At 71.9% G+C, this 21,968-nt stretch carries 20 protein-coding genes and 1 pseudogene; 10 read left to right on the plus strand and 11 right to left on the minus strand.

Translation table 11 applies throughout. The annotated features are described in order from the left end of the window. The 6 genes from VHA72_RS10550 to VHA72_RS10575 form a co-directional block, all read right to left on the minus strand. Nucleotides 1-465 (minus strand): uroporphyrinogen-III synthase (locus VHA72_RS10550; protein ID WP_325574974.1); only part of this gene is annotated, 465 nt, incomplete at its 3' end. Next, entirely contained in the window at nucleotides 458-802 is a 345-nt protein-coding gene (gene nirD, locus VHA72_RS10555) for a nitrite reductase small subunit NirD (RefSeq protein ID WP_325574976.1), read from the minus strand. The genes VHA72_RS10550 and nirD, both read right to left, overlap by 8 nt. Next, on the minus strand, nucleotides 802-3,345 hold the full coding sequence (nirB, locus tag VHA72_RS10560; protein WP_325574978.1) for a nitrite reductase large subunit NirB: 2,544 nt from the start codon (nucleotides 3,343-3,345) through the stop codon (nucleotides 802-804). Before nirB ends, nirD begins: the two co-directional genes overlap by 1 nt. Before the next feature lie 122 nt (nucleotides 3,346-3,467). After that, the gene (locus VHA72_RS10565; protein WP_325574980.1) at nucleotides 3,468-4,853 is read right to left on the minus strand and encodes an FAD-dependent oxidoreductase; all 1,386 of its coding nucleotides are present in this window, start codon (nucleotides 4,851-4,853) and stop codon (nucleotides 3,468-3,470) included. Beyond that, nucleotides 4,850-6,892, minus strand: a complete 2,043-nt coding sequence (locus VHA72_RS10570) for a molybdopterin oxidoreductase family protein (RefSeq protein ID WP_325574982.1) — start codon at nucleotides 6,890-6,892, stop codon at nucleotides 4,850-4,852. Before VHA72_RS10570 ends, VHA72_RS10565 begins: the two co-directional genes overlap by 4 nt. Next, on the minus strand, nucleotides 6,892-8,316 hold the full coding sequence (locus tag VHA72_RS10575; protein ID WP_325574984.1) for an MFS transporter: 1,425 nt from the start codon (nucleotides 8,314-8,316) through the stop codon (nucleotides 6,892-6,894). Before VHA72_RS10575 ends, VHA72_RS10570 begins: the two co-directional genes overlap by 1 nt. Nucleotides 8,317-8,425: 109 nt before the next feature. Between VHA72_RS10575 and VHA72_RS10580 the strand changes: the two genes are divergently transcribed. The 9 genes from VHA72_RS10580 (at nucleotide 8,426) to VHA72_RS10620 (ending at nucleotide 17,507) form a co-directional block, all read left to right on the plus strand. Beyond that, nucleotides 8,426-9,541: a sensor histidine kinase gene (locus VHA72_RS10580; RefSeq protein WP_325574986.1), complete on the plus strand. Its 1,116-nt coding sequence runs from the start codon at nucleotides 8,426-8,428 to the stop codon at nucleotides 9,539-9,541. Next, a complete protein-coding gene (locus VHA72_RS10585; protein WP_325574988.1) occupies nucleotides 9,538-10,257 on the plus strand; it encodes a LytR/AlgR family response regulator transcription factor in 720 nt (239 codons plus the stop codon). Before VHA72_RS10580 ends, VHA72_RS10585 begins: the two co-directional genes overlap by 4 nt. Next, nucleotides 10,254-10,634: a hypothetical protein gene (locus tag VHA72_RS10590; RefSeq protein ID WP_325574989.1), complete on the plus strand. Its 381-nt coding sequence runs from the start codon at nucleotides 10,254-10,256 to the stop codon at nucleotides 10,632-10,634. The genes VHA72_RS10585 and VHA72_RS10590 overlap by 4 nt, the downstream gene beginning before the upstream one ends. 7 nt (nucleotides 10,635-10,641) lie before the next feature. Then, nucleotides 10,642-12,153: a sodium/solute symporter gene (locus VHA72_RS10595; protein ID WP_325574990.1), complete on the plus strand. Its 1,512-nt coding sequence runs from the start codon at nucleotides 10,642-10,644 to the stop codon at nucleotides 12,151-12,153. Nucleotides 12,154-12,355: 202 nt separating this feature from the next. Beyond that, nucleotides 12,356-12,982, plus strand: a complete 627-nt coding sequence (locus VHA72_RS10600) for an acetate uptake transporter (protein WP_325574992.1) — start codon at nucleotides 12,356-12,358, stop codon at nucleotides 12,980-12,982. A gap of 98 nt (nucleotides 12,983-13,080) precedes the next feature. Then, on the plus strand, nucleotides 13,081-15,063 hold the full coding sequence (gene acs, locus VHA72_RS10605; RefSeq protein WP_325574994.1) for an acetate--CoA ligase: 1,983 nt from the start codon (nucleotides 13,081-13,083) through the stop codon (nucleotides 15,061-15,063). A gap of 93 nt (nucleotides 15,064-15,156) precedes the next feature. After that, nucleotides 15,157-15,774: a MarC family protein gene (locus VHA72_RS10610; RefSeq protein ID WP_325574996.1), complete on the plus strand. Its 618-nt coding sequence runs from the start codon at nucleotides 15,157-15,159 to the stop codon at nucleotides 15,772-15,774. A gap of 81 nt (nucleotides 15,775-15,855) precedes the next feature. After that, entirely contained in the window at nucleotides 15,856-17,052 is a 1,197-nt protein-coding gene (locus VHA72_RS10615; RefSeq protein ID WP_325574998.1) for a cation:proton antiporter domain-containing protein, read from the plus strand. Nucleotides 17,053-17,099: 47 nt separating this feature from the next. Then, complete coding sequence (locus VHA72_RS10620) at nucleotides 17,100-17,507, plus strand: phage holin family protein (RefSeq protein ID WP_325575000.1); 408 nt, start codon at nucleotides 17,100-17,102, stop codon at nucleotides 17,505-17,507. Between the two features lie 106 nt (nucleotides 17,508-17,613). Here the strand turns inward: VHA72_RS10620 and VHA72_RS10625 are convergent, their stop codons facing one another. The 4 genes from VHA72_RS10625 to nth are packed head-to-tail and all read right to left on the minus strand — an operon-like array spanning nucleotide 17,614 to nucleotide 20,783. After that, nucleotides 17,614-18,789, minus strand: coding sequence for a MarP family serine protease (locus VHA72_RS10625; protein WP_325575002.1), 1,176 nt, complete (start codon nucleotides 18,787-18,789; stop codon nucleotides 17,614-17,616). Then, complete coding sequence (locus VHA72_RS10630; protein ID WP_325575004.1) at nucleotides 18,776-19,423, minus strand: NUDIX hydrolase; 648 nt, start codon at nucleotides 19,421-19,423, stop codon at nucleotides 18,776-18,778. Before VHA72_RS10630 ends, VHA72_RS10625 begins: the two co-directional genes overlap by 14 nt. Nucleotides 19,424-19,443: 20 nt before the next feature. Further along, entirely contained in the window at nucleotides 19,444-20,034 is a 591-nt protein-coding gene (locus VHA72_RS10635) for a TlpA family protein disulfide reductase (protein WP_325575006.1), read from the minus strand. Further along, the gene (gene nth, locus VHA72_RS10640) at nucleotides 20,031-20,783 is read right to left on the minus strand and encodes an endonuclease III (RefSeq protein WP_325575008.1); all 753 of its coding nucleotides are present in this window, start codon (nucleotides 20,781-20,783) and stop codon (nucleotides 20,031-20,033) included. Before nth ends, VHA72_RS10635 begins: the two co-directional genes overlap by 4 nt. A 123-nt stretch (nucleotides 20,784-20,906) precedes the next feature. Here nth and VHA72_RS10645 point away from each other — a divergent pair, with 123 nt between their 5' ends. Continuing rightward, a complete protein-coding gene (locus VHA72_RS10645) occupies nucleotides 20,907-21,584 on the plus strand; it encodes a Crp/Fnr family transcriptional regulator (protein WP_524538590.1) in 678 nt (225 codons plus the stop codon). A gap of 95 nt (nucleotides 21,585-21,679) precedes the next feature. On the opposite strand, the pseudogene VHA72_RS10650 reads toward VHA72_RS10645, so the two are convergent. Further along, nucleotides 21,680-21,968 (minus strand): annotated as a pseudogene (locus VHA72_RS10650) (MBL fold metallo-hydrolase); the annotation flags it as partial.

The following is a 21,968-nucleotide window of genomic DNA, read 5'->3' on the forward strand; positions in this document are numbered from 1 at the left end:
CACCATCGACAACGACTGGCCGTGCTCCTGCACCACGATCCGCTTGCCGGTCAGGTCGCGCCCGCGCAGATGCGCCAGCACGTCGTCGAACTCCTCCGACTCCGGCGCCCACAGCTCGCGCAGCCCGCGCCGGCGCAGCGCTCCGACCGACTTGGGCCCGCGCGCCAGGATCTCGGCGCGGCGCAGCGAGTCCAGCAGCGGCTCCAGCAGCCCCCACTCTTCGGCGGCGTCGAACCAGGCCCGAGTGCCGACCCCGGTGGTCGCCAGGAACATGTCCACCGGCTCGGCCAGGACCTTCTCGGTGGCCGCCCGCAGCGCGGCCGCATCCACCCGGTTCGGCTCGGTGCTGAGCGCCGGCGCCCACTCGACGCGCGCCCCGCGACGCTCCAGCAGCGCGATCTGCTCCTCGGCCTTGCGGGCGGCCGTCACCCCGATCCGGAAGCCCTGCAGCGGGACCTCACCCACGCGCGTCCACCAGGATCATCCCGTCGGCGACCACGACGTCGTACGTCGGCACCCGCACCGACGGGTCGTCGAGGCACCGCCCGGTCCGCAGGTCGAAGGCCTGCTTGTGCATCGGGCTCGCCACGACGTCCACCGTTCTCCCCTCGACCGTGCGGGTGCCCACGATGCCGCGCGCCAGCACCGAGGCCCGCGAGAAGGGATCGTAGTTCGACAGCGCGAAGACGTCGCCGGCGTACGTGCGGAACACGGCCACCGCCCGGCCCTCGACCAGGGCCGCCACCCCCGACTCGACGTGGATGTCGGCGAGCGCGCAGACGGTCGTGTACGCCGAGGTCATCACCGCGCACCACCCACCGGGATCACGGCTCCGCTGACCAGCACCGGGCCGTCGGGTACCGCCGGGACGATCTGGCCGCGGGCGACGCCGAAGGAGATGTTCGGGTCGGGCACCTCGGGGGCGTTGACGAACGAGACGAACCGGCGCAGCTTCTCCGGATCCTCCACGGTCGCCCGCCACTCGTCGACGTAGGAGTCGATGTGCCGGGCCATCGCCCGCTCCAGCTCCGCGCCGAGGCCGAGCGCGTCGTCGACGACGATCTCGCGGACCCGGTCCAGGCCACCCTCGACGGCGTCGAGCCAGGCGGAGGTCCGCTGCAGCCGGTCGGCGGTGCGGATGTAGTACATCAGGAACCGGTCCAGGCACCGGATCAGCTCCTCGGTCGACAGATCGCCGGCGAGCAGCCGGGCATGGGCGGGCACGGCGCCGCCGTTGCCGCCGACGTACAGGTTCCAGCCCCTCTCCGTGGCGATGATGCCGAAGTCCTTGCCGCGGGCCTCGGCGCACTCCCGGGCGCATCCGGAGACGCCGCCCTTGAGCTTGTGCGGGCTGCGCAGCCCTCGGTAGCGCAGCTCGAGCTCGATGGCCAGGCCGACCGAGTCCTGCACGCCGTAGCGGCACCAGGTCGAGCCGACGCAGGACTTCACCGTGCGCAGCGACTTGCCGTAGGCGTGGCCGGACTCGAAACCGGCGTCGACCAGTCGGCGCCAGATCGCTGGCAACTGCTCCATCCGGGCGCCGAGCAGGTCGATGCGCTGGCCGCCGGTGATCTTGGTGTAGAGCCCGAACTCGCGGGCGACCTCGCCGATCGCGATCAGTCCCTCGGGGGTGATCTCGCCACCGGGGATGCGCGGTACGACGGAGTAGGTGCCGTTCTTCTGCAGGTTGCCGAGATAGGCGTCGTTGGTGTCCTGCAGTGTGTGCCGGCCCTCGGCCAGGACGTGGCCGCTCAGCTGGGAGGCCAGGATGCTGGCCACCGTCGGCTTGCAGACGTCGCAGCCACGCCCGGTGCCGTGCGCGGCGACGATCTCGTCGAAGGATCGGTAGCCGTGCACGAGCACCACGTCGAACAGTTCGGCCCGGGTGAGCCTGAAGTGCTCGCACAGCGACCTGTCGACGGTCCTGCCCTGGGCGGCGAAGTGGTCCTCGACGATCTTCTTCACCTGGACCTTGCACGAGCCGCAGGTGGCGCCGGCCCTGGTCGCCTCGGTGACCTCGGCGGCGCTGTGGCAGCCGGCGTCGACGGCGGCCTCGATCTCGCCCTTGGTGACGTTGTTGCACGAGCAGACCTGGGCGTCGGCCGGCAGGGTCAGCTGGGGTCCGTTCCCGGACGCAGCCGGCAGGATCAGTTCCTCGGGGTTGGCCGGCAGCTCGATGCCGGCGCCGACCATCGGCCGCAGGACGCCGTACGCCGAGGCGTCCCCGACCAGGATGCCGCCCAGCAGCCGCCTGCCGTCCGCGCTGATGACCAGCTTCTTGTACACGCCGGCCACGGCGTCGTTGAAGACCAGCTCCAGGCAGTCCGGCGTGGTCCCGAACGCGTCGCCGAAGCTGGCCACGTCCACGCCCATCAGCTTCAGCTTGGTCGACATGTCGGCGCCCTCGAACCGGCCGGCGCCACCCAGCAGCGCGTCGACCACCACCTCGGCCATGGCGTAACCCGGCGCGACCAGGCCATACATCCGGCCCGCCGGGGCGGCACACTCGCCGATCGCCCACACATGCGGATCGCTGCTGCGGCACTGCTCGTCGACGAGTACGCCGCCCCGCTCGGCGACCTCGAGCCCCGCCGCACGGGCGAGCCCGTCGCGGGGGCGGATGCCGGCGGAGAAGACCACCAGGTCGACCGGCAGCGGCTCCTCGACGCCGCGGAACCGCAGGCCGGCGCAGCGGCCGTCGCCGAGAATGGCCTCGGTGGCCCGGTCGGTGTGGATGGTGATGCCCAAACCCTCGATGTGGCGGCCCAGCACCCGGCCGCCGGCCTCGTCGACCTGGACGCTCATCAGCCGTGGGTTCATCTCGACCACGTGCGTCTCCAGGCCGAGGCCGCGCAGCGCGTTGGCCGCCTCCAGGCCGAGCAGGCCGCCGCCGATGACCGCGCCGCTGCAGGCGGTCCGTGCGGCGGCGGCGATCGCCTCCAGGTCCTCGATGGTGCGGTAGACGAAGACGTTGCGCAGGTCGGTGCCCGGCACCGGCGGGACGAACGGCGCCGCGCCGGTGGCCAGCACCAGCTCGTCGTAGTCGAGCACCGCTCCGCCGGCCAGGGTGACCGTGCACGCGTCGCGATCGACGGCGGTGACGGGCGTGCCGAGGATGAGACGCACCCGCGGGTCGTCGTACTCACCCGAGGGCAGCAGGCTGAGCTCGGCACTGCCGACCTCGAACCACGAGGTGAGCCCGACCCGGTCGTAGGCCGGGCGCGGCTCCTCGCCGATCACGACGATGTCGTGAGTCTCGGTCAGCCCGCGCTCGATGGCGGCCTGGACGAACCGGTGCCCGACCATGCCGTGGCCGGCGACGACGAGTCTCTTCCGCGTGTGCATGCGACGACGCTAGGAAGCGTGTGTTCGGCCTCTGTGTTGCCGGTGTAGAGAGCACGTCACCTTTCGCTCACGACCTCACGACGTCGGCTCATCGAGGCCGCCCTGCCTACCTCGACGAACCATCACCCTCCGACACGGGCGCCGAGCAGCGTCGTGACGGCGTCGGTGCAGCCCCCGCAGCCGGTGGTGGCGCGGGTGCGCTCGCGGACGTCGGCCAGCGACGTGCAGCCTCGGATCCGGCCGGCGGAGACGCCGGCGCAGGCGCAGACCTCGGCGTCGTCGGGCAGGTCGGCCGGGCCGGAGCGTTCGGCGGCGACGCCCATCAGCAGGCCGCCCGGCTCGTGCGGCCCGAGCACGGTGCCGCGGTCGTAGGCCTGGGTGATCAGCCCGATCCGGGACAGGTCGCCGACCAGGGTGGCGGCGACGATCACCCCGTCGCGCACCACCAGCCGGCGCAGGCTGCCGGTGACCGGGTTGGCGACCTGCACGACCTCGCCGCTCTCGGCGAGGTCGCCGAGGACCGCGACGTCCAGTCCGGTGGCGCGCAGCCGGGCGACCGGCCGGTGTCCGGCGTACGTCGCCGAGCCACCGGTCAGCCGCGCCGCGAGCAGGTCGGCCTGCTCCCAGGCCGGCGGCACGAACCCGGAGGTACGCCGACCGTGCTCGGCGCAGTCGCCGACGGCGTGGATCCGCTCGTCGTCCACCGAGGTGAGCGTGTCGTCGACGACGATGCCCCGCCGGGTGGCCAACCCGCAGCGGCGGGCCAGGTTGATGCTCGGCCGCCCGCCCGCGGCGAGCACGACCAGGTCGGTGTCGAGGGTGACGCCGTTGTCGAGCCGCAGGCCGTCCTCGGTCAGCCGCACCGCCCGCGCCCCGGTGTAGACGGTGGTGCCGAGCCGCTCCAGGCTACGCCGCAGCATCGCGCCGGCCCGAGGCTCGACGTGACCGCGCAGCAGGTGCTCGCCGCCCTCCACGATCTCGGTCGCGATCCCTCGGATGGACAGCGCCCGGGCGACCTGGAGGCCGAGCAGTCCACCGCCCACCACCACCGCTTGCCGCGCGGCCGGAAGCGCCCCGAGCAGCCGGGTGCAGTCGGCCAGGCTGCGGAACGCGTGCACCCGCTCGTGCAGCCGACCGTCGGGCCGGACCAGTCCGCGGATCGGCGGCAGTGTCGGGATGCTGCCGGTGGCCAGCACCAGTCGGTCGTAGCGCACCCGTGACCGGTCCGCCAGCTCGACCTCGCGCCGGTCACGGTGGACGTCGACGACCCGGGCGCCCAGCCGCAGGTCGACGCCATGGTCGGCGTACCACTGCGGGGAGCGGAGCGTGATCGCGTCGGCGCGGTGGGTGCCCTCGAGCACGGCGGAGAGCAGGATCCGGTTGTACGGCGCCACCGACTCCTCGCCCAGCACGGTGATCCCCGCGTCCACGCCGCGAGCGACCAGACTCTCGACCAGCCGGACGGCGGCCATGCCGTTGCCGACCACCACGACCCGCCCGGGACTCATCCGCTCACCGCGCAGGCGCAGACCTTGAACTCCGGCATCCGGCTGACCGGGTCCAGCGCGTCGTTGGTCAGCCTGTTCGCCCCGACCCAGTGGAATGGCACGAAGACGGTGTCGGGCCGGATGGTCGCCACCACCCGCGCCGGGGCCTTCAGCTCGCCGCGAGCGGTGCGGACCAGCACCGGCTCGCCGTCCCGTACGCCGATCCGGGTGGCGAGCAGCGGGTGCAGCTCCACGAACGCCCCCTCGTCGGGCAGCTCACGGATGCGCCGGGTCTGCGCGCCGGACTGGTACTGCGCCAGCACCCGGCCGGTGGTCAGATGGATCGGGTACGCCGCGGACACGCCCTCGGCCGGCCCGTGGTGCTCGACCGGGACGAAGCGGGCACGACCGTCGGGATGGGCGAAGGAGTCGGCGAACATCCGCGGCGTCCCGGGGTGGGAGGCCGACGGACAGGGCCAGAACACGCCGTTCTCGGCGCGGATCCGGCGGTAGCTGATCCCGGCGTAGTCGGCCCGCCCGCCCGTGGAGGCGGCGCACAGCTCGGCGAAGACCTCCTCCGGCTCGGTCGGCCAGTCGCCGGGCGCCGCGAGCCGGCTGGCTAGCCCGGCGATGACGTCGAGGTCGGATCGGACGCCCTCGGGCGGGCTCACCGCCTGCTCGCGCAGGATCACCCGACCCTCGAGGTTGGTCATCGTGCCGGTCTCCTCGGCCCACTGGGTGACCGGCAGCACCACGTCGGCCATCGCCGCGGTCTCGCTCATCACGATGTCCGCGACCACCAGCAGGTCGAGGGCGGCGAGCCGCTCGGTGACCGCCAGCGCGTTGGGCGCGGAGACGACGATGTTGGAGCCGAACACCAGCAGGCTCCGGGGGCCGCCGGGGGTGCCGAGCGCGGTGAGCAGCTCGTAGGCGCTGCGGCCCGGGCCGGGGATCTCCTCCGGCGTGACACCCCACACCCGGGCCACGTGGACCCGGTCGGCCCGGTCGGTGATCGAGCGGTAGCCGGGCAGCTGGTCGGCCTTCTGGCCGTGCTCGCGGCCGCCCTGGCCGTTGCCCTGCCCGGTCAGGCAGCCGTAGCCGGCGTCGGGCCGGCCGGGCAGGCCGAGCGCGAGCGCGACGTCGATCCAGGCCAGCACGGTGGCGGTGCCCTGGGCATGCTGCTCGGCACCGCGGGCGGTGAGCACCATCGCCTTGCGGGTGCCGCCCAGCAGCGCGGCCAGCTCCCGCACCTGCCCGGCTTCGATCCCGGTGACCCGCTCCACCCGCTCGGGCCACCACGCGGCCGCGCTGCGCCGTACCTCCTCGAACCCGGTGGTCCGGGACGCCACATACGCCTCGTCGACCGCGCCGGCCGCGTCCAGCAGATGGAGTACGCCGAGCGCCAGCGGCAGGTCGGTCCCCGGCACCGGCTGCAGGAACAGGTCGGCTCGCTCGGCGGTCGGGGTGCGGCGCGGGTCGATCACCACCAGCCGGCCGCCCCGCTCGCGGAGCCGGTCGAGGTGGCGCGCGGCCGGCGGCATCGTCTCGGCCAGGTTGGAGCCGACCAGGACCAGCACGTCGGTCCGCTCGATGTCGGCGAGCGGGAACGGCAGCCCGCGGTCGATCCCGAACGCCTGGTTGGCCGCGCTCGCCGCCGAGGACATGCACCAGCGGCCGTTGTAGTCGATCTGGCTGGTGCCCAGCGCCACCCGGGCGAGCTTGCCGAGCAGGTAGGCCTTCTCGTTGGTCAGACCACCACCGCCGAAGACGGCGTTGGCGTCGGATCCATGCTCGGCGCGCAGCGCCGCCAGCCGGCCGGCGATCCGGTCCAGCGCGTCGTCCCAGCCCACCGCTGTCAGCTCGCCGGTGGCCCGGTCGCGGACCAGCGGCGTGGTGAGCCGCTCTCGCGAGCCGCGCAGCCCGGTCGCTGTCCAGCCCTTGCGGCACAGTGCGCCGTCGTTGACCGGGAAGGACCGTGCGGAGACCTCCAGTGCGGGACCACGCCGGGTCAGCGTCATCCCGCACTGGAGGCTGCAGTAGGGGCAGTGCGTGTCGGTCATCAGATCCGGGCGTCCGCCAGCGTGGTGGCGGCGGCGCGCCGCGGGCGGAGGTAGGCGAGCGCGCACACCAGCGCACAGGCCGCGTAGAAGAGCGTGAAGGCGACGAACGCCGCCTTGGTCGCCGCCAGCGGCGAGGAGACCCACGGACTGTTGAACGAGATCGGGATGAGGAACCCGCCCAGCGCCCCGACCGCGCCGATCAGGCCCAGCGCCGCCGAGGACTGCGCCTGGGTCGGGTAGAGCCCGGGGATCATCTTGTACGCCGATCCGTTGCCGACGCCGGTCGCCGCGAAGACCACCAGGAACGCCGCCAGGAACCAGCCGAAGACGTGTTCGTTGTGGCGCACCGCCGCCACCATCGCGGGGCCCGACGCCGGCAGCGCCTCGAGCCGGGTCAGCGTGACCAGCACCGCGAGGGTGCTGAGGATCATCGCGCCGAAGGACGCGACGGTGATCCTGGCGCCGCCGTACCGGTCGGCCAGCCAGCCGCCCAGCGGCCGGGTCGCGGAGCCGACCAGGGCGCCGAGGAAGGCGTAGTAGGCGAAGTTGATCCCGATGCCGGGCGCGGTGGGCACAGGCTGGCGCCAGAAGTTGAGCTTGATCAGCAGTGGCATCGCCGAGCTGTAGCCCATGAAGGACCCGAACGTCCCGACATAGACGAACGCCATCACCCAGGTGTGCCGGTTGCGCAGCACCGTCAGCTGCTCCCGCGGCGCGGACCGGGCCGTGCCGAGGTTGTCCATGAACAGGTACGCGCCGGCCGCCGCGACCAGGCACAGCACGCCGTAGACGTAGGCGGCGTACTGCAGGTGGACGCCGTGGCCCGACGCCCGGACCAGGCCGAAGACGCCGGCGCCGCCGACCATCACCGGCAGCAGGAACTGGATGAGCGAGACGCCGAGGTTGCCGCCGGCGGCGTTGAGGCCGAGCGCGGTCCCCTTCCGGGCGGCCGGGTAGAAGAAGTTGATGTTGGTCATCGACGAGGCGAAGTTGCCGCCGCCCAGGCCGGCGAACGCCGCGATCACGCAGAAGACCCAGTACGGCGTAGCCGGGTGGGTCACCGCGACGGCATAGCCGGCCGTGGGCACCAGCAGTGCCAGCGCGGAGAAGATCGTCCAGTTCCGGCCGCCGAAGGCGGGCACCGCGAAGGTGTAGGGCAGCCGCAGCAGTGCGCCGACAGCGCTCGGGATCGCGACCAGGACGAACAGCCGCTGCGGGCTGAAGTCGAAGCCGACCGTGGCCAGGAACGCCGAGCTGACGCTCCAGATCATCCAGATGGAGAAGCCGAGGTGCTCGGCGAAGATCGACCAGAGCAGATTGCGGCGCGCGATCGCGCTGCCGGTGCGGCTCCAGAAGGCCGGATCCTCGGGACGCCACTCATCGATCCAGCGCCGGGTCCTGCGGCTGACGGTTCCAGTGCTCATGGCCAGGATGCTCGCCACCGGCTGTCACGGGCCCACGCCGTCCGCGTTCGCGGCGGGTCAATTTGTGCTCACGGCCTCACGGCCTGGCCGCGGGCCTACGATGGCGCGCATGAGTTGGTGGAGGCGGCGCGGCCACCTCGGCACCGAAGTGGACCGGGCGACGTTCCGCACGCTGCACACCGCCTCCCTGATGACCAGCGCGCTGCGCGACGGCCTCACCCTGACCTCGGCCGGCGAGTCGGTGCGGCATCTGCGCTCCCTGGTCGCCGCTCCCGCGGTCGCGCTGACCGACACCGAGAGCCTGCTGGCGTGGGACGGCGGCGCGGTCCAGCACGAGCAGCACGCCGCCCAGCTCGCCCGCGAGGGGGTGGCCGACGGGTCCACGACGGTGCGCGACCACCGCGAGTTCCGGTGCGGCGACCCGGCCTGCGACATCCGGCACGCGGTGGTCTCCCCACTCACGGTCGACGACCGGGTGGTCGGCACGCTGCAGGTCTTCACCGGCCGCGCGTCGGCGGTGCTGGTCCGGGCCACCACCGAGCTGGCCGGCTGGGTCTCGGGCCAGCTGGAGCTGGACGAGCTCGACGCGTCCCGGTCCCGGCTGATGGAGGCCGAGGTGCGCGCGCTGCGCGCCCAGATCAGCCCGCACTTCGTCTACAACAGCCTCACCGCGATCGCGTCCTTCGTGCGCACCGACCCCGACCGGGCCCGCGACCTGCTGCTCGACTTCGCCGACTTCACTCGCTACTCCTTCCGCCGGCTGGGTGACTACACCACCCTGGCCGAGGAGCTGCAATCGATCGAGCGCTACCTGGTGCTGGAGCAGGCCCGGTTCGGCGACCGGCTCGGCGTCACCCTACGGATCGCCCCCGAGGTGCTGCCGGTGACGATCCCGGTGCTGAGCCTGCAGCCGCTGGTCGAGAACGCCGTACGCCACGGCCTGGCGCCGCGCCCCGAGGGCGGATCGGTGCAGATCCTGGCCCGCGACCTGGACCGGGAGGCGGTGATCACGATCGAGGACGACGGCGTGGGCGAGGACCCCGAGCGGATCCGGCGCGTGCTCGCCGGGGACGCGTCGCTGGACTCGGTGGGACTGTTCAACGTCGACGAGCGGTTGCGCTCGACGTTCGGGGAGGGCTACGGACTGATGGTGGAGACGGCGCCCGGCGCCGGGACGAAGGTGACGGTGCGGGTGCCGAAGTACGCCCACGGGGTGCATCCATGAGCGGCCTGCGGATCCTGGTGGTGGACGACGAGCGGCCGGTCCTCGACGAGCTGGCCTATCTCCTCGAGCGGGACGAGCGGATCGCGGAGGTCACCTGTGCCGGCTCCGGCACCGAGGCGCTGCGGCTGCTGCAGGAGCGTGACGTCGACGCGGTCTTCCTCGACGTGGCGATGCCGGGTCTGTCCGGCCTGGAGCTGGCCGCCGTGCTGGCCCGGTTCCGCACCCCGCCGCAGCTGGTCTTCGTCACCGCCCACGCCGAGCACGCGGTGGACGCCTTCGACCTCCGGGCGGTCGACTACCTGCTCAAGCCGGTGCGCGAGGAGCGCCTGCGCGAGGCAGTACGGCGCGTCGTCGACGGCGGGGCCACGGCGCCACGCGACGACACCATCGCGGTGGAGCTGGGCGGCGTGACCCGGCTGGTGTCACGCTCGCAGGTCAGCTTCGTGGAGGCCCAGGGCGACTACAGCCGGCTGCACACCGCCACCGGCAGCCACCTGGTCAGGCTGCCGATCTCCAGCCTGGAGGAGCGCTGGCGCGACACCGGGTTCGTCCGGATCCACCGCTCGCTGCTGGTCTCGCTGCCGCACGTGGAGGAGATCCGCGAGGAGGAGGGCCGGGTGGCGGTGCTGGTCGGCGGCCGCGAGCTCCAGGTCAGCCGACGGCACACGCCGGCGCTGCGCGAGCAGTTGCGCCGCACCCGGCGGGGCGAGGGATGAGCGGCTCGCCTACCCCGCCGCCGCAGCGGGTGCGGGTGATGGCGCCGCCGACCCGGCGACCGCGGCGGACCACCGTGCCCGGCGAGATCGACGCGCAGAGCGCCGTCGGCGAGGTCTACATGCGCTCGCTCATCCGCAGCCAGCTGCGGCTGGCGCTGGGCAACCTGGCGATCCTGGTGGTGACGGTCGGCGCGCTGCCGCTGCTGTTCGTGCTGGTGCCGTGGCTGCGACACGGCCGCATCCTCGGCGTACCGCTGGCGTGGCTGCTGCTCGGCGTGTGCTGCTACCCGGTGATCATCGGGCTCGGGCTGCGTCACGTCCGGCGCGCCGAGCGCAACGAGCGGGCATTCCAGGATCTGGTCGGGGGTCCCCAGTGATGAGGCCGTGAGCCGCGAGGCGATCACCGCCCTGGCGGCCCTGCTGGTCTGCGTCCTCACCCTCGCGGTCGGGTCCTTCGGACTGCGCATCTCTCGCACCACCAGCGACTTCTACGTCGCCTCCCGCACGGTCGGTCCGGCGACCAACGCCGCCGCGATCAGCGGGGAGTACCTGTCCGCCGCGTCGTTCCTCGGCGTCGCCGGGCTGGTGATGGCGCGCGGTGTCGACATGCTCTGGTATCCGGTCGGCTGGACGGCGGGCTACCTGGTGCTGCTGCTGTTCGTCGCGGCCCCGTTGCGCCGAAGCCGCGCCTACACGCTGCCCGACTTCGCCGAGTTCCGGCTGGAGTCGCAGCCGGCGCGCACGCTGGCCAGCGCGCTCGGCGTACTCATCGCGGTGCTCTACCTCATCCCGCAGTTCCAGGGTGCCGGCCTCACGGTGCACACCCTCACCGGCGCCCCGTCGTGGGTCGGCGCCACCGCCGTCGCGCTGGTGGTGCTGCTCGGCGTGGTGGCCGGCGGGATGCGCAGCATCACCCTGGTCCAGGCGGTGCAGTACTGGCTCAAGCTGGCGGCGCTGCTCACGCCGCTGGCCTTCCTGCTGCTGCACCACGGCGGCGGCGCGGCCGGCGCCGCGGCCCGGCTCGACGCCACCGACTGGGTCGAGCCGATGCGCGGCCCGCACAGCCTCTACCTGACCTACTCGCTGATCCTGGCGACGTTTCTGGGCACGATGGGGCTGCCGCACGTGGTGGTCCGCTTCTACACCAACCGGGATGGGTACGCCGCCCGCCGCACCACCGTGGCGGTCCTCGGCCTGCTCAGCGCCTTCTACCTGCTGCCACCTGTGTACGGCGTCCTGGGCCGCCGCTACCTGAGCACCATCTCCGCGGGCGACCCCAGCGACACCGCGGTCCTCGACCTGCCCGGCCACGTCCTGCACGGCACCGTGGCCGACCTGCTCACCGCGGTGCTGGCCGCGGGCGCCTTCGCGGCGTTCCTCTCCACCTCCTCGGGGCTGGTGCTCTCCATCGCCGGGGTGATCGGCCAGGACGTACTGGGCCGGCGCTTCAGCGGCGTCGCCGCCTTCCGGATCTCGGCCGCGTTCGGGGCGCTGGCCACGCTGGCCCTGACGGTGCTCTCCACCGGGCTGGCGGTGGCGCACTCGGTGGAGCTGGCGTTCGCGGTGGCGGCCTCGACGTTCTGCCCGATGCTGCTGCTCGGCATCTGGTGGCCGGGCCTGACCGCGGCGGGCGCGATCACCGGCATGAGCGTGGGTGGCACGCTGTCCACCGCCGCGGTGATGGTGGCGCTCTTTGGGCACAGCTACGGCGGCCTCGGCGGCGCGGTGCTCTCCCAGCCCGCGCTCCTGACCGTGCCGCTGGCGTTCGCCACCATGGTGCTGGTCTCGGTGGCGACCACGCAGCCGGCCCACGTGGCGCGCACCATGGTGCGGCTGCACACCCCCGAGGCGGTCGCGGTCGACCGCGGGGCGTTCCGGCCGCGCAACGCCGACTGAGCCGGTCTCGACCGCCCTGGGCACGCCGTTCGTCGTACCAGAGCGACCGCTCGTCGGATGTGACCCAGCACACATCGCAGGGTTTCCGCCGCCCACCGAATGCCCCCCACGCGCACGCTGTGGCGCCGGCGCGAGCATGGCTAGCGTCGTGGTGCCCGGACACCCGGGATGGTCCAGTCCTGCGTTCTCAAAGGAGCACGACATGTCCACCAACTACGGCACCGGAAGCCCGACCGAGGCGCCTATCTCCCGGCCCCTCCCCGGCGCTCACATCGCCGATCCCGCCCCGCTCGGGCTGGGCGCCTTCGCCCTCACCACCTTCGTCCTCAGCTGCGTCAACGCCAACATCGTTCCCCAGGCACTCGTCGGCGGGGCGCTCGGTCTCGCGCTCGCCTACGGCGGCATCTGCCAGTTCGCCGCCGGCATGTGGGAGTTCGCCAAGGGCAACACCTTCGGCGCTACCGCCTTCTGCTCCTACGGCGGCTTCTGGGTCGCCTTCTGGTGGCTGGCCGAGAAGGACCTGGCCCACCTCGGCCCCGACGGCTACAAGGTGGTCGGGATCTTCCTGCTCGGCTGGGCGATCTTCACCGCCTACATGACCGTGGCCGCGACCCGCGTCTCCGGAGCGGTCCTCACCGTGTTCGTCCTGTTGACCGTCACCTTCCTGATCCTGGCGATCGGGTGGTTCGACAAGGAGTCCTCGAACTGGATCAAGATCGGCGGCTACCTCGGCATCCTGACCGCGCTGGCGGCCTGGTACGCCTCGTTCGCCGGCGTCACCGCCTTCACCTTCAAGCGCCAACTGCTGCCGGTCGCGCCCCGCAACTGAGGCACTGCCCCTCGCCCATCCGCCTGCGCCACACTGGTCCCAGCGGGCTAGTGTGGCGTAGGCCACGATTCAACATAATGCACGGGAAGTGATCACACGTGAGCGAAGAGACCCTGTCGAACCTGCTGCACGAACACCGCCGGTTCGAGCCGCCCGCGGACCTGGCCGCGAGCGCCAACGTGAAGGCCGACGCGTACGCCGAGGCCGCGGCCGACCGCGAGGCCTACTGGGCCAAGGCGGCGCAGCGGCTGACCTGGTCGCAGCCCTGGGACCGCGTCCTGGACTGGGACAAGGCGCCGTTCGCCAAGTGGTTCGTCGGCGGCAAGCTGAACGCGGCGTACAACTGCGTGGACCGGCACGTCGAGAACGGCCTCGGTGACCGGGTGGCGATCCACTGGGTGGGGGAGCCGGTCGGCGACGAGCGCGACATCACCTACGCCCAGCTCAAGGACGAGGTATCGCAGGCCGCCAACGCGCTGACCGCGCTGGGCGTGGCCACCGGCGACCGGGTCGCGATCTACATGCCGATGATCCCCGAGGCGATCGTGGCGATGCTCGCCTGCGCCCGCATCGGCGCGCCGCACACGGTCGTGTTCGGCGGCTTCTCGGCCGAGGCGCTCGCCTCCCGGATCGAGGACTGCCAGGCCAAGGTGGTGGTCACCGCCGACGGCGGCTACCGGCGCGGCGCTGCGTCGGCCCTGAAGCCGGCCGTCGACGAGGCCCGCGAGATCGCCGCCAACGCCGGTCACACGGTGGAGAAGGTGCTGGTGGTCCGTCGTACCGGCCAGGACGTGGGGTGGGACGAGGACGTGGACGTGTGGTGGCACGACGCGGTCGGCTCCGCCTCCACCGAGCACACGCCGGAGGCGTTCGACGCCGAGCACCCGCTCTACGTGATGTACACCTCCGGCACCACCGGCAAGCCGAAGGGCATCCTGCACACCACCGGCGGCTACCTCACCCAGGCCGCCTACACCCACTGGGCGGTCTTCGACCTCAAGCCGGAGACCGACATCTACTGGTGCTCCGCGGACATCGGCTGGGTGACCGGGCACTCCTACATCGTCTACGGCCCGCTGGCCAACGGGGCGACCGAGGTCCTCTACGAGGGCACCCCGGACTTCCCGGAGCGGGGCCGCTGGTGGCAGATCATCGCCGAGAAGAAGGTGACGATCTTCTACACCGCCCCGACCGCGATCCGCTCGTTCATGAAGCAGGGCAACGAGGTCCCGGACAAGTACGACATGTCGTCGCTGCGCATCCTCGGTTCGGTCGGGGAGCCGATCAACCCGGAGGCCTACGTCTGGTACCGGCATGTGATCGGCAAGGACCGCACCCCGGTGGTCGACACCTGGTGGCAGACCGAGACCGGCGCGATCATGATCAGCCCACTGCCGGGCGTGACCGCCGGCAAGCCGGGCTCCGCGATGACCCCCCTGCCCGGGATCGGGGCCGACGTGGTCGACGACGCCGGCAACCCGGTGCCGAACGGCTCGGGCGGCTACCTGGTCCTCACCGAGCCGTGGCCCTCGATGCTGCGCACCATCTGGGGCGACGACCAGCGCTACGTCGACACCTACTGGGCGCGCTTCGCCGACGCCAACAACGGAGCTGGCTACTACTTCGCCGGTGACGGCGCGAAGAAGGACGAGGACGGCGACATCTGGGTGCTCGGCCGGGTCGACGACGTGATGAACGTCTCCGGACACCGGCTCTCCACCACCGAGATCGAGTCGGCCCTGGTCTCCCACCCCTACGTCGCCGAGGCCGCTGTGGTCGGCGCCACCGACCCCGACACCGGCCAGGCCGTGGTGGCCTACGTCATCCTGCGCGAGGACGCCCCGAGCCAGGACTGCCACCAGGAGCTGTCCAACCACGTCCGCAAGGAGATCGGCCCGATCGCCAAGCCCAAGGCGATCATGATCGTGCCCGAGCTGCCCAAGACGCGCTCCGGCAAGATCATGCGCCGGCTGCTGCGCGACGTCGCGGAGAAGCGCGCCGTCGGCGACACCACCACGCTGGCGGACAGCTCGATCATGGAGCTCATCGCCGCCGGCCAGGCACAGTCCACCGAGGACTGAGCGCCTCCCACCCGAAACTGCTGGGTTGGTCGCCCGACACACCGTGCCGGTCGCGACCAACCCAGCAGTTCTGCGTCCTGGTAGAGATGGCCCATGCAGGTCATCGCGGTAGCAGGTACGGCGCTCGGCGCCCTCCTCCCGATCACCAACCCGGTCGGCGCGTTGGCGGCGTACGCCGGCCTGACCGGCGACATGGCACCGAGCGAGGTACGCCGCCAGGCCACCCGCACGGGGCTCTACGTCTTCGGCATCCTGGCCGTCTTCACCCTGTTCGGCACGCTGGTGCTCAACGCGTTCGGGATCACGCTCGGCGCCCTCCAGGTCGCGGGCGGACTGGTCGTCGCCCACTCCGGCTTCGGCATGATCACTTCCACGCCCCGGCTCGACGCGGCCGAGCAGGACCACGCCCGGGTCAAGCAGGACATCTCGTTCTCGCCGATGGCGCTGCCGCTGATCGCCGGGCCCGGCGCGATCGGCGTGGTCATCGCCCTCACCGCCCGGCACCCCGGCTGGGGCAACCGGATCGGGATCGTGATCGCGGCGGCAGTGATCAGCGCCCTGATGGTGCTGGTGCTGCGCTTCGGCACGCCGCTGGTCGACCGGCTCGGCCCGACCGGCATCGGCGCCCTGGTGCGCATCATCGGCTTCCTCATCCTCGCCATCGGCGTCGAGATCCTCGTCCACGGGCTCCAGTCGCTGCACGTGATCTGACCCGGCCCGCTACGGTGGATCCAGGTGTGCCGGGAAGTCTGGTCGGCGTTCGTCCGACGACCCCTGAGGAGCCACTGCCGCATGCACGACGGACCAGTCTTCGGCACGATCATCCTGTGCGTCGCCGCGGCGTTCGCGCTGGCGATCGCGTCCAATCGGCTCAGCAGCCTGCTGCGGATCCCGACGCCGGCGATCTTCCTGCTCGTCGCGGCGGCCGTCTCGGACCTGATCCCGCGCCTGCACCAGCTCTCGGGTATCGCCAACGAGCGGCTCGTCACGGTCGCGCTGGTCATCATCCTGTTCGACGGGGGAATGCAGATCGGACTGCCTCGGTTCCGCTCGGCGGCGAGGCCCATCATGGTCCTGGGTGTCGCCGGCACGGTGATCACGGCAGCAGGTCTCGCCCTGATCGGCCACCTGCTGATCGGCCTGGACTGGCGCGAGGCGCTGCTCCTGGCGACCGCGCTGTCGCCGACCGATCCGGCGGTCGTCTTCAACGTCCTCGCCGGGCGAGAGATCGCCGGCAGCACCGGCACCATCCTCCAGGGCGAGTCCGGGGCCAACGACCCGGTGGGCATCGCGCTGATGATCGCCATCCTCGGCAGCTCGGGCGCCGGATGGGGTGCGTTCGGCCACGGGCTGGCGACGTTCGCCCTCCAGCTGGTGGTGGGCGTGGCCGTGGGAGTCGCCGGTGGCACCGGCCTGGCCTGGGTGATGCGCCATATGCCGATCTCGAACGAGGGGCTGCGTCCGGTGCGCTCGATCGTGGCGGCCTTCTTGATCTACGGCAGCGCCGCGGCCCTCGACGGGTCCGGCTTCCTCGCCGTTCTGCTCGCCGGTGTGATCATCGGCGAGGCCGACGTACCCCACCGGTTGGCGACCGAGCGCTTCACGGCCGGCCTGGCCAGCCTGGCGGAGATCGCGGCGTTCGTGGCGCTCGGTCTCACCGTCGACCTGAGCCGGGTGTTCACGACTGACGCCGTCTGGATCGGCCTGGTGCTCTTCGCGGCGACGACACTGGCCGTCCGGCCCATCGCCGTGGCCCTCCTGCTGGTGCGAAGCGGGCTCACCTGGAGCGAGCGGGCGTTCCTGTCATGGGGCGGCCTGAAGGGTGCGGTGCCCATCCTGCTCGGCCTCTTCGCGGTGACGACCCATGCCGCGCACGCCGGCCATCTGTACGACATCGTCTTCGTGGTCGTGCTGGCGTCGGTGATCGTGCAGGGCAGCTTCGTCCCGAAGGCCGCCGCCATCTGCCGCGTGCCGATGATCAGCGAGTGAGACCTGCAAGCGCTGTGAACTCGGGTGGCGGTCGGTAAGGTACGGGCATGGCCACCGAACCCGTGAAGGCAACGACGGACGAGCCCACCATCGGCCGCCTGGTCGCCGAGGCCAGCCGTGACATCTCCACCCTGATCTCCAAGGAGATCGAGTTGGCGAAGTCGGAGCTGAAGGTCAGCGTCACCGCCGGCGGGGTCGGGATCGCGATGTTCGCCGCCGCCGGCTTCATCGCCGTCCTCGCGGTGATCATGCTCTCGGTGGCCATCGCCTACCTGATCAACTGGGACGGCCACGGGCTGTCGCTGAAGTGGTCGTTCCTGATCGTCTTCGGGCTCTACCTGGTCCTTGCCGGGCTGCTGGTGCTGCTCGGCGTCAAGAGCCTGAAGAAGGTCAAGGCGCCCGAGCGGGCGATCGCCCAGGGCAAGCAGATCCCCCAGGCGCTCAAGGGCAAGTAGGCCCCCTCGCCAAAGTGTCACCGTGACAGTTCGCTGGGTCAGTGACACTTCGCAACTGTCACGCTCAGCCCAAAGTGTCACCGTGACACTTTGGAGGTGAGCGGACTCAGGAGGCGCAGCCGCCGGTGGAGACCGGCGCGGTGAGGCCGACCGCTGCCGAGGCGGTCTTCTCCACCTGGGCGGCGGTCAGCGCGTAGCCGGTGTCGGGGTCGGTGACCGAGGCCGCGAAGACCACGCCTGCCACCTTGCCGTCGGCGTCGACGATCGGGCCGCCGGAGTTGCCCGGGCGGATCAGTCCGCGCAGCGAGTAGACGTCACGGATGACCGTCCCCGAGCCGTAAATGTCCGGCGAGCGGAGCCGCTGCTGCGAGCGCACCCGGCCCGGCTCCAGGTCGAACGGCCCGTCCTCGGGATAGCCCAGGATCGCGACGCCCTCCTTGGCCTGCTGCGGCCCGGCGAAGGAGAGGGCTGGCAGGTTGCCGCTGTCGAAGTGCAGTACGGCGAGGTCCAGGCGCGGGTCGTAGGCGACCACGGTGGCGTCCTGGGTGGTACCCCCGACGAGGACGGTGGGGTCGGAGACGCCGGCAACCACGTGCGCGTTGGTCATCAGGTAGCGCGGGGCGATCAGAAAGCCGCTGCCCTCCACGCCGCGGCCGCACGAGCTCGCACCGCGGACCTTGAGCACGCTGGCCGCCGCCCGGATCACGTCCGGGTCGGTCTTCAGCTTGGCCGGCCCGGGGCCGACCTTCACGATCCGCTCGGGCGCGAACGGCTCGAGGTAACGCGGGAAGAAGCTGGTCCCGACCACGTTGTTGAACGCCTGCAGCCCGCGTGCGGCCTGCTGCGGGAGGACGCCGTTGACATGGCTGAGCACGGTGGAGTTGCGCACCAGCGAGGTCAGGCCGCTGATCCGGGTGCCGGTGACGGCCACACCCAGCGCCCAGGCGACCAGCAGCACGGCCGCGGCCGAGAGCGCGGCCCCACCGACGGCGTCGACGAGGCGCACCGGCCGCCAGCGGATCCGGTCGCGCACCCGCGCTCCGGCGTACTGCAGGATGCCCTGGCCCAGCGACGCGGCCAGGATCACGATGAACAGCGCCCCCAGTGAGACCCACATCGACGGGTTGGCGTTGCCGAGCGCCTTCGGCGCCAGCCAGACGCCGAACAGGCCGCCCAGCAGCAGCCCGGCGGTCGCGAACGCGCCGGTGATGAAGCCCTGCCAGTAGCCGGAGAGGGCGTACGCGGCGACGAGGACGACCAGCAGCCAGTCAAGGACGTTCATGGGCCGTCCTCCCCCGCAGCATGTACGCCGGCAGCTCGGTGATCGGCGCGTCGGCGACGTCCTCGATCCAGCCGAGGTAGCCGAACAGCCGCGCCACGATCCCGCCGGTGAAGCCCCACAGGATGACGTCCTTGTCCGGACCGATCAGGAACCCGGGGCCGAGCCAGTCGGGGTTGCGCGGCGAGCGCACCCGGATCCGGTGCGCCGGGTCGCGCAGCTCGGCGATCGGCACCCGGTAGATGGCGTGCACCTCCTCCAGGCTGCGGACCGAGACCGGCGAGGGGTCGCGCCACCAGCCGACCACCGGCGTGACGGCGAAGTTGGACGGCGGCAGCCACAGTTGCGGCAGCTCGCCGATCACCTCGACGCCGGCCGGGTCGAGGCCGGTCTCCTCCTGGGCCTCGCGCAGCGCCGCCTGCCGAGGCGTCTCCCCGGGGTCGATCGAGCCGCCCGGGAAGCTGACCTGGCCCGGGTGCGAGCGCATGGTGTGGGAGCGCTCGGTCAGCAGCAGGTCCGGCCCGGACTCGCCCTCCCCGAAGAGGATCAGCACCGCGCCCTCGCGCGGCTCCACATCGTCGGGCGGCAGGAACGCGGTCAGGTCGCTGCCCTGGATGGTCTCCAGCGCGTCGGCCACGGGGCGGAGCCAGTCGGGGGTCACAGGTGCAGTCCCAGGGCGGCGTCGGCCATCTGCCTGACCTGGTCGACCGAGGTCAGGCCACCGATGTGGTAGCTGAGCTTGCCGTCGGCGGACAGCATCCAGAACGCGGGGGTACCGCGGATGTGCAGCTTGGTGGTCTGCAGATCGCCGCCCGGGTCGGCCACGAGCGGATAGGTGATGCCCCGCTTGATCGCCTGCTTGAGCGCGACCCCGGGCAGCGTGTCGGTGGTGTCGACGCCGAGGATCGGAACCTGGTCGCCGTACTGCTGGTGGAAGGCCTCCAGCGCGGGCATCTCCTTGCGGCAGGGCGTGCAGGCCGACTGCCAGAAATTGATGATCAGCGGGCCCTTCAGCGTGGACAGGTCCACGCTGGTGCCGCCGCCGAGGCACTTGAGGGTGAGATGCGGCAGGACGCCGCCGTGCACCTGAGGCTTGGGGCAGTCCGGAACCTGCGACGTGGCCTTCAGCGCGACCAGGTCCGGGGTGCTCACGTCGATCTTGGACGGGTTCGGCGCGACCACGAGGTCCTTGGCGCCGCAGCCGGTCAGCAGCAGGACTACGGCGACCAGCGCCGCCAGCCGCCTCAATTGCGCCCCTCGGTCCGGACCAGCTTGGCCGCCGCCTCGGGGTCGGTGGGACCGATGCCGTAGGAGGGGCACAGCTTCGCCACCGGGCAGGCCCCGCAGGCCGGCTTCTGGGCGTGGCACCGGCGTCGGCCGTGCCAGATCAGGTGGTGGGAGAGCATCGTCCAGTCCCGCTTGGGGAAGAGCGCCCCGACCTCGTGCTCCACCTTGACCGGGTCGGTCTGCTCGGTCCAACCGAGCCGGCGGGCGAGCCGGCCGAAGTGGGTGTCGACGGTGATGCCGGGCAGCCCGAACGCGTTCCCGAGCACGACGTTGGCGGTCTTGCGGCCCACGCCGGGCAGCTTGACCAGCTGCTCGAGCGTGCGCGGGACCTGGCCGTCGTACTCCTCCACGAGGGCCGCCGAGAGCCGCAGCAGGCTGTCGGTCTTGGCCCGGAAGAAGCCGAGCGGGCCGACGATCTGCTCCAGGTGGGCGCGGTCGGCCGCGGCCATCGCCTTCGCGTCCGGATAGGCGGCGAACAGCGACGGCTTGACCGCGTTGACCCGCTTGTCGGTGGTCTGGGCGGAGAGCACGGTGACGACCAGGCACTCGAAGGGGTTGTCGAAGTCGAGCTCGGCCTTGGCGTCGGGGTAGGTCTCGGCCAGAATCCGGTCGACCTTGCGGGCGCGCCTGACCAGGCTCGTCGACGGCGGAACAGTCACGGCAGCGGGCACAGGGGCAAGGGTACGGCGCGACACCGACAGTGCGACCATCCGCCGGCGGGCCGGTGCCGATAAGGTGTGCGGGAGCGGACTTCCACTCGATGTGACTTATGGCACGGATAGGATTCGCCGTGACCGCGCATGCGGCGCGGGGGGATCCAGGAGGAGATGGGCGTGGACAACGACGTACTCCGTCAGGCGCCGCTGTTCAGCGCGCTCGACGACGAGTCGATGGCGGCGCTGCACGCATCGATGTCGGAGACGAAGCTGCGCCGAGGCGACGTGCTGTTCCACGAGGGCGACTCGGGCGACAAGCTCTACGTCGTGCTCGACGGCAAGGTCAAGCTCGGCCGGACCTCCTCCGACGGGCGTGAGAACCTGCTGGCCATCATGGGGCCCGGTCAGATGTTCGGCGAACTGTCGCTCTTCGACCCCGGCCCGCGCTCGGCGACCGTCACCGCCGTCACCGACGCCACCTTCGCCTCGCTCTCGCACGAGGACCTGCTCAAGTGGCTCGACGGCCGACCGGTGGTCGCCCGCGGCCTGCTGGCCCAGCTGGCCGGCCGGCTGCGCAAGGCCAACGACGTGGTCGCCGACCTGGTCTTCTCCGACGTGCCGGGCCGCGTCGCCAAGGCGCTGCTCGACCTCGCCGACCGCTTCGGCCGCACCGCCGACGACGGCGTGCACGTGCATCACGACCTCACCCAGGAGGAGCTGGCCCAGCTGGTCGGCGCCTCCCGCGAGACGGTCAACAAGGCGCTGGCCGACTTCGCGCAGCGCGGCTGGATCAAGCTGGAAGCGCGGGCGGTCGTGCTGCTGGACACCGTGCGTCTCGCGCGGCGCGCGCGTTAGACGGTTGGGTCTGCGTTAGCTGACTGGCGCAGCGTTACTGACTGGCGCGGCCTTACCTGAGTCGCGCTGTCTTAGCCGTAGCTCGCTTAGCCCTATTAGCCGCGCGATTCGAGGTATTCGAGCTGCGCGCGTACAGACAGCTCCGCAGCCGGCCACAGTCCACGATCGACGTCCGCGTACACGCGTCGCACGATCTCCTCAGCTGTGCGGTCACCGGCCGCCACGGCGGCCTCTACCTGGGCGAGACGTGCAGCACGGTGGCTGAGGTAGAACTCGACGGCCGGACCCGGCTCGGTCACGACCGGTCCGTGGCCGGGCAGCACGACGGCCACGTCGCCGGATTCGGCGAGGCGCCGGATATGGGTGAGCGAGTCGAGGTAATCG

The sequence above is a fragment of the Nocardioides sp. genome (assembly GCF_035547795.1).
Classification (GTDB): Bacteria; Actinomycetota; Actinomycetes; order Propionibacteriales; family Nocardioidaceae; genus Nocardioides.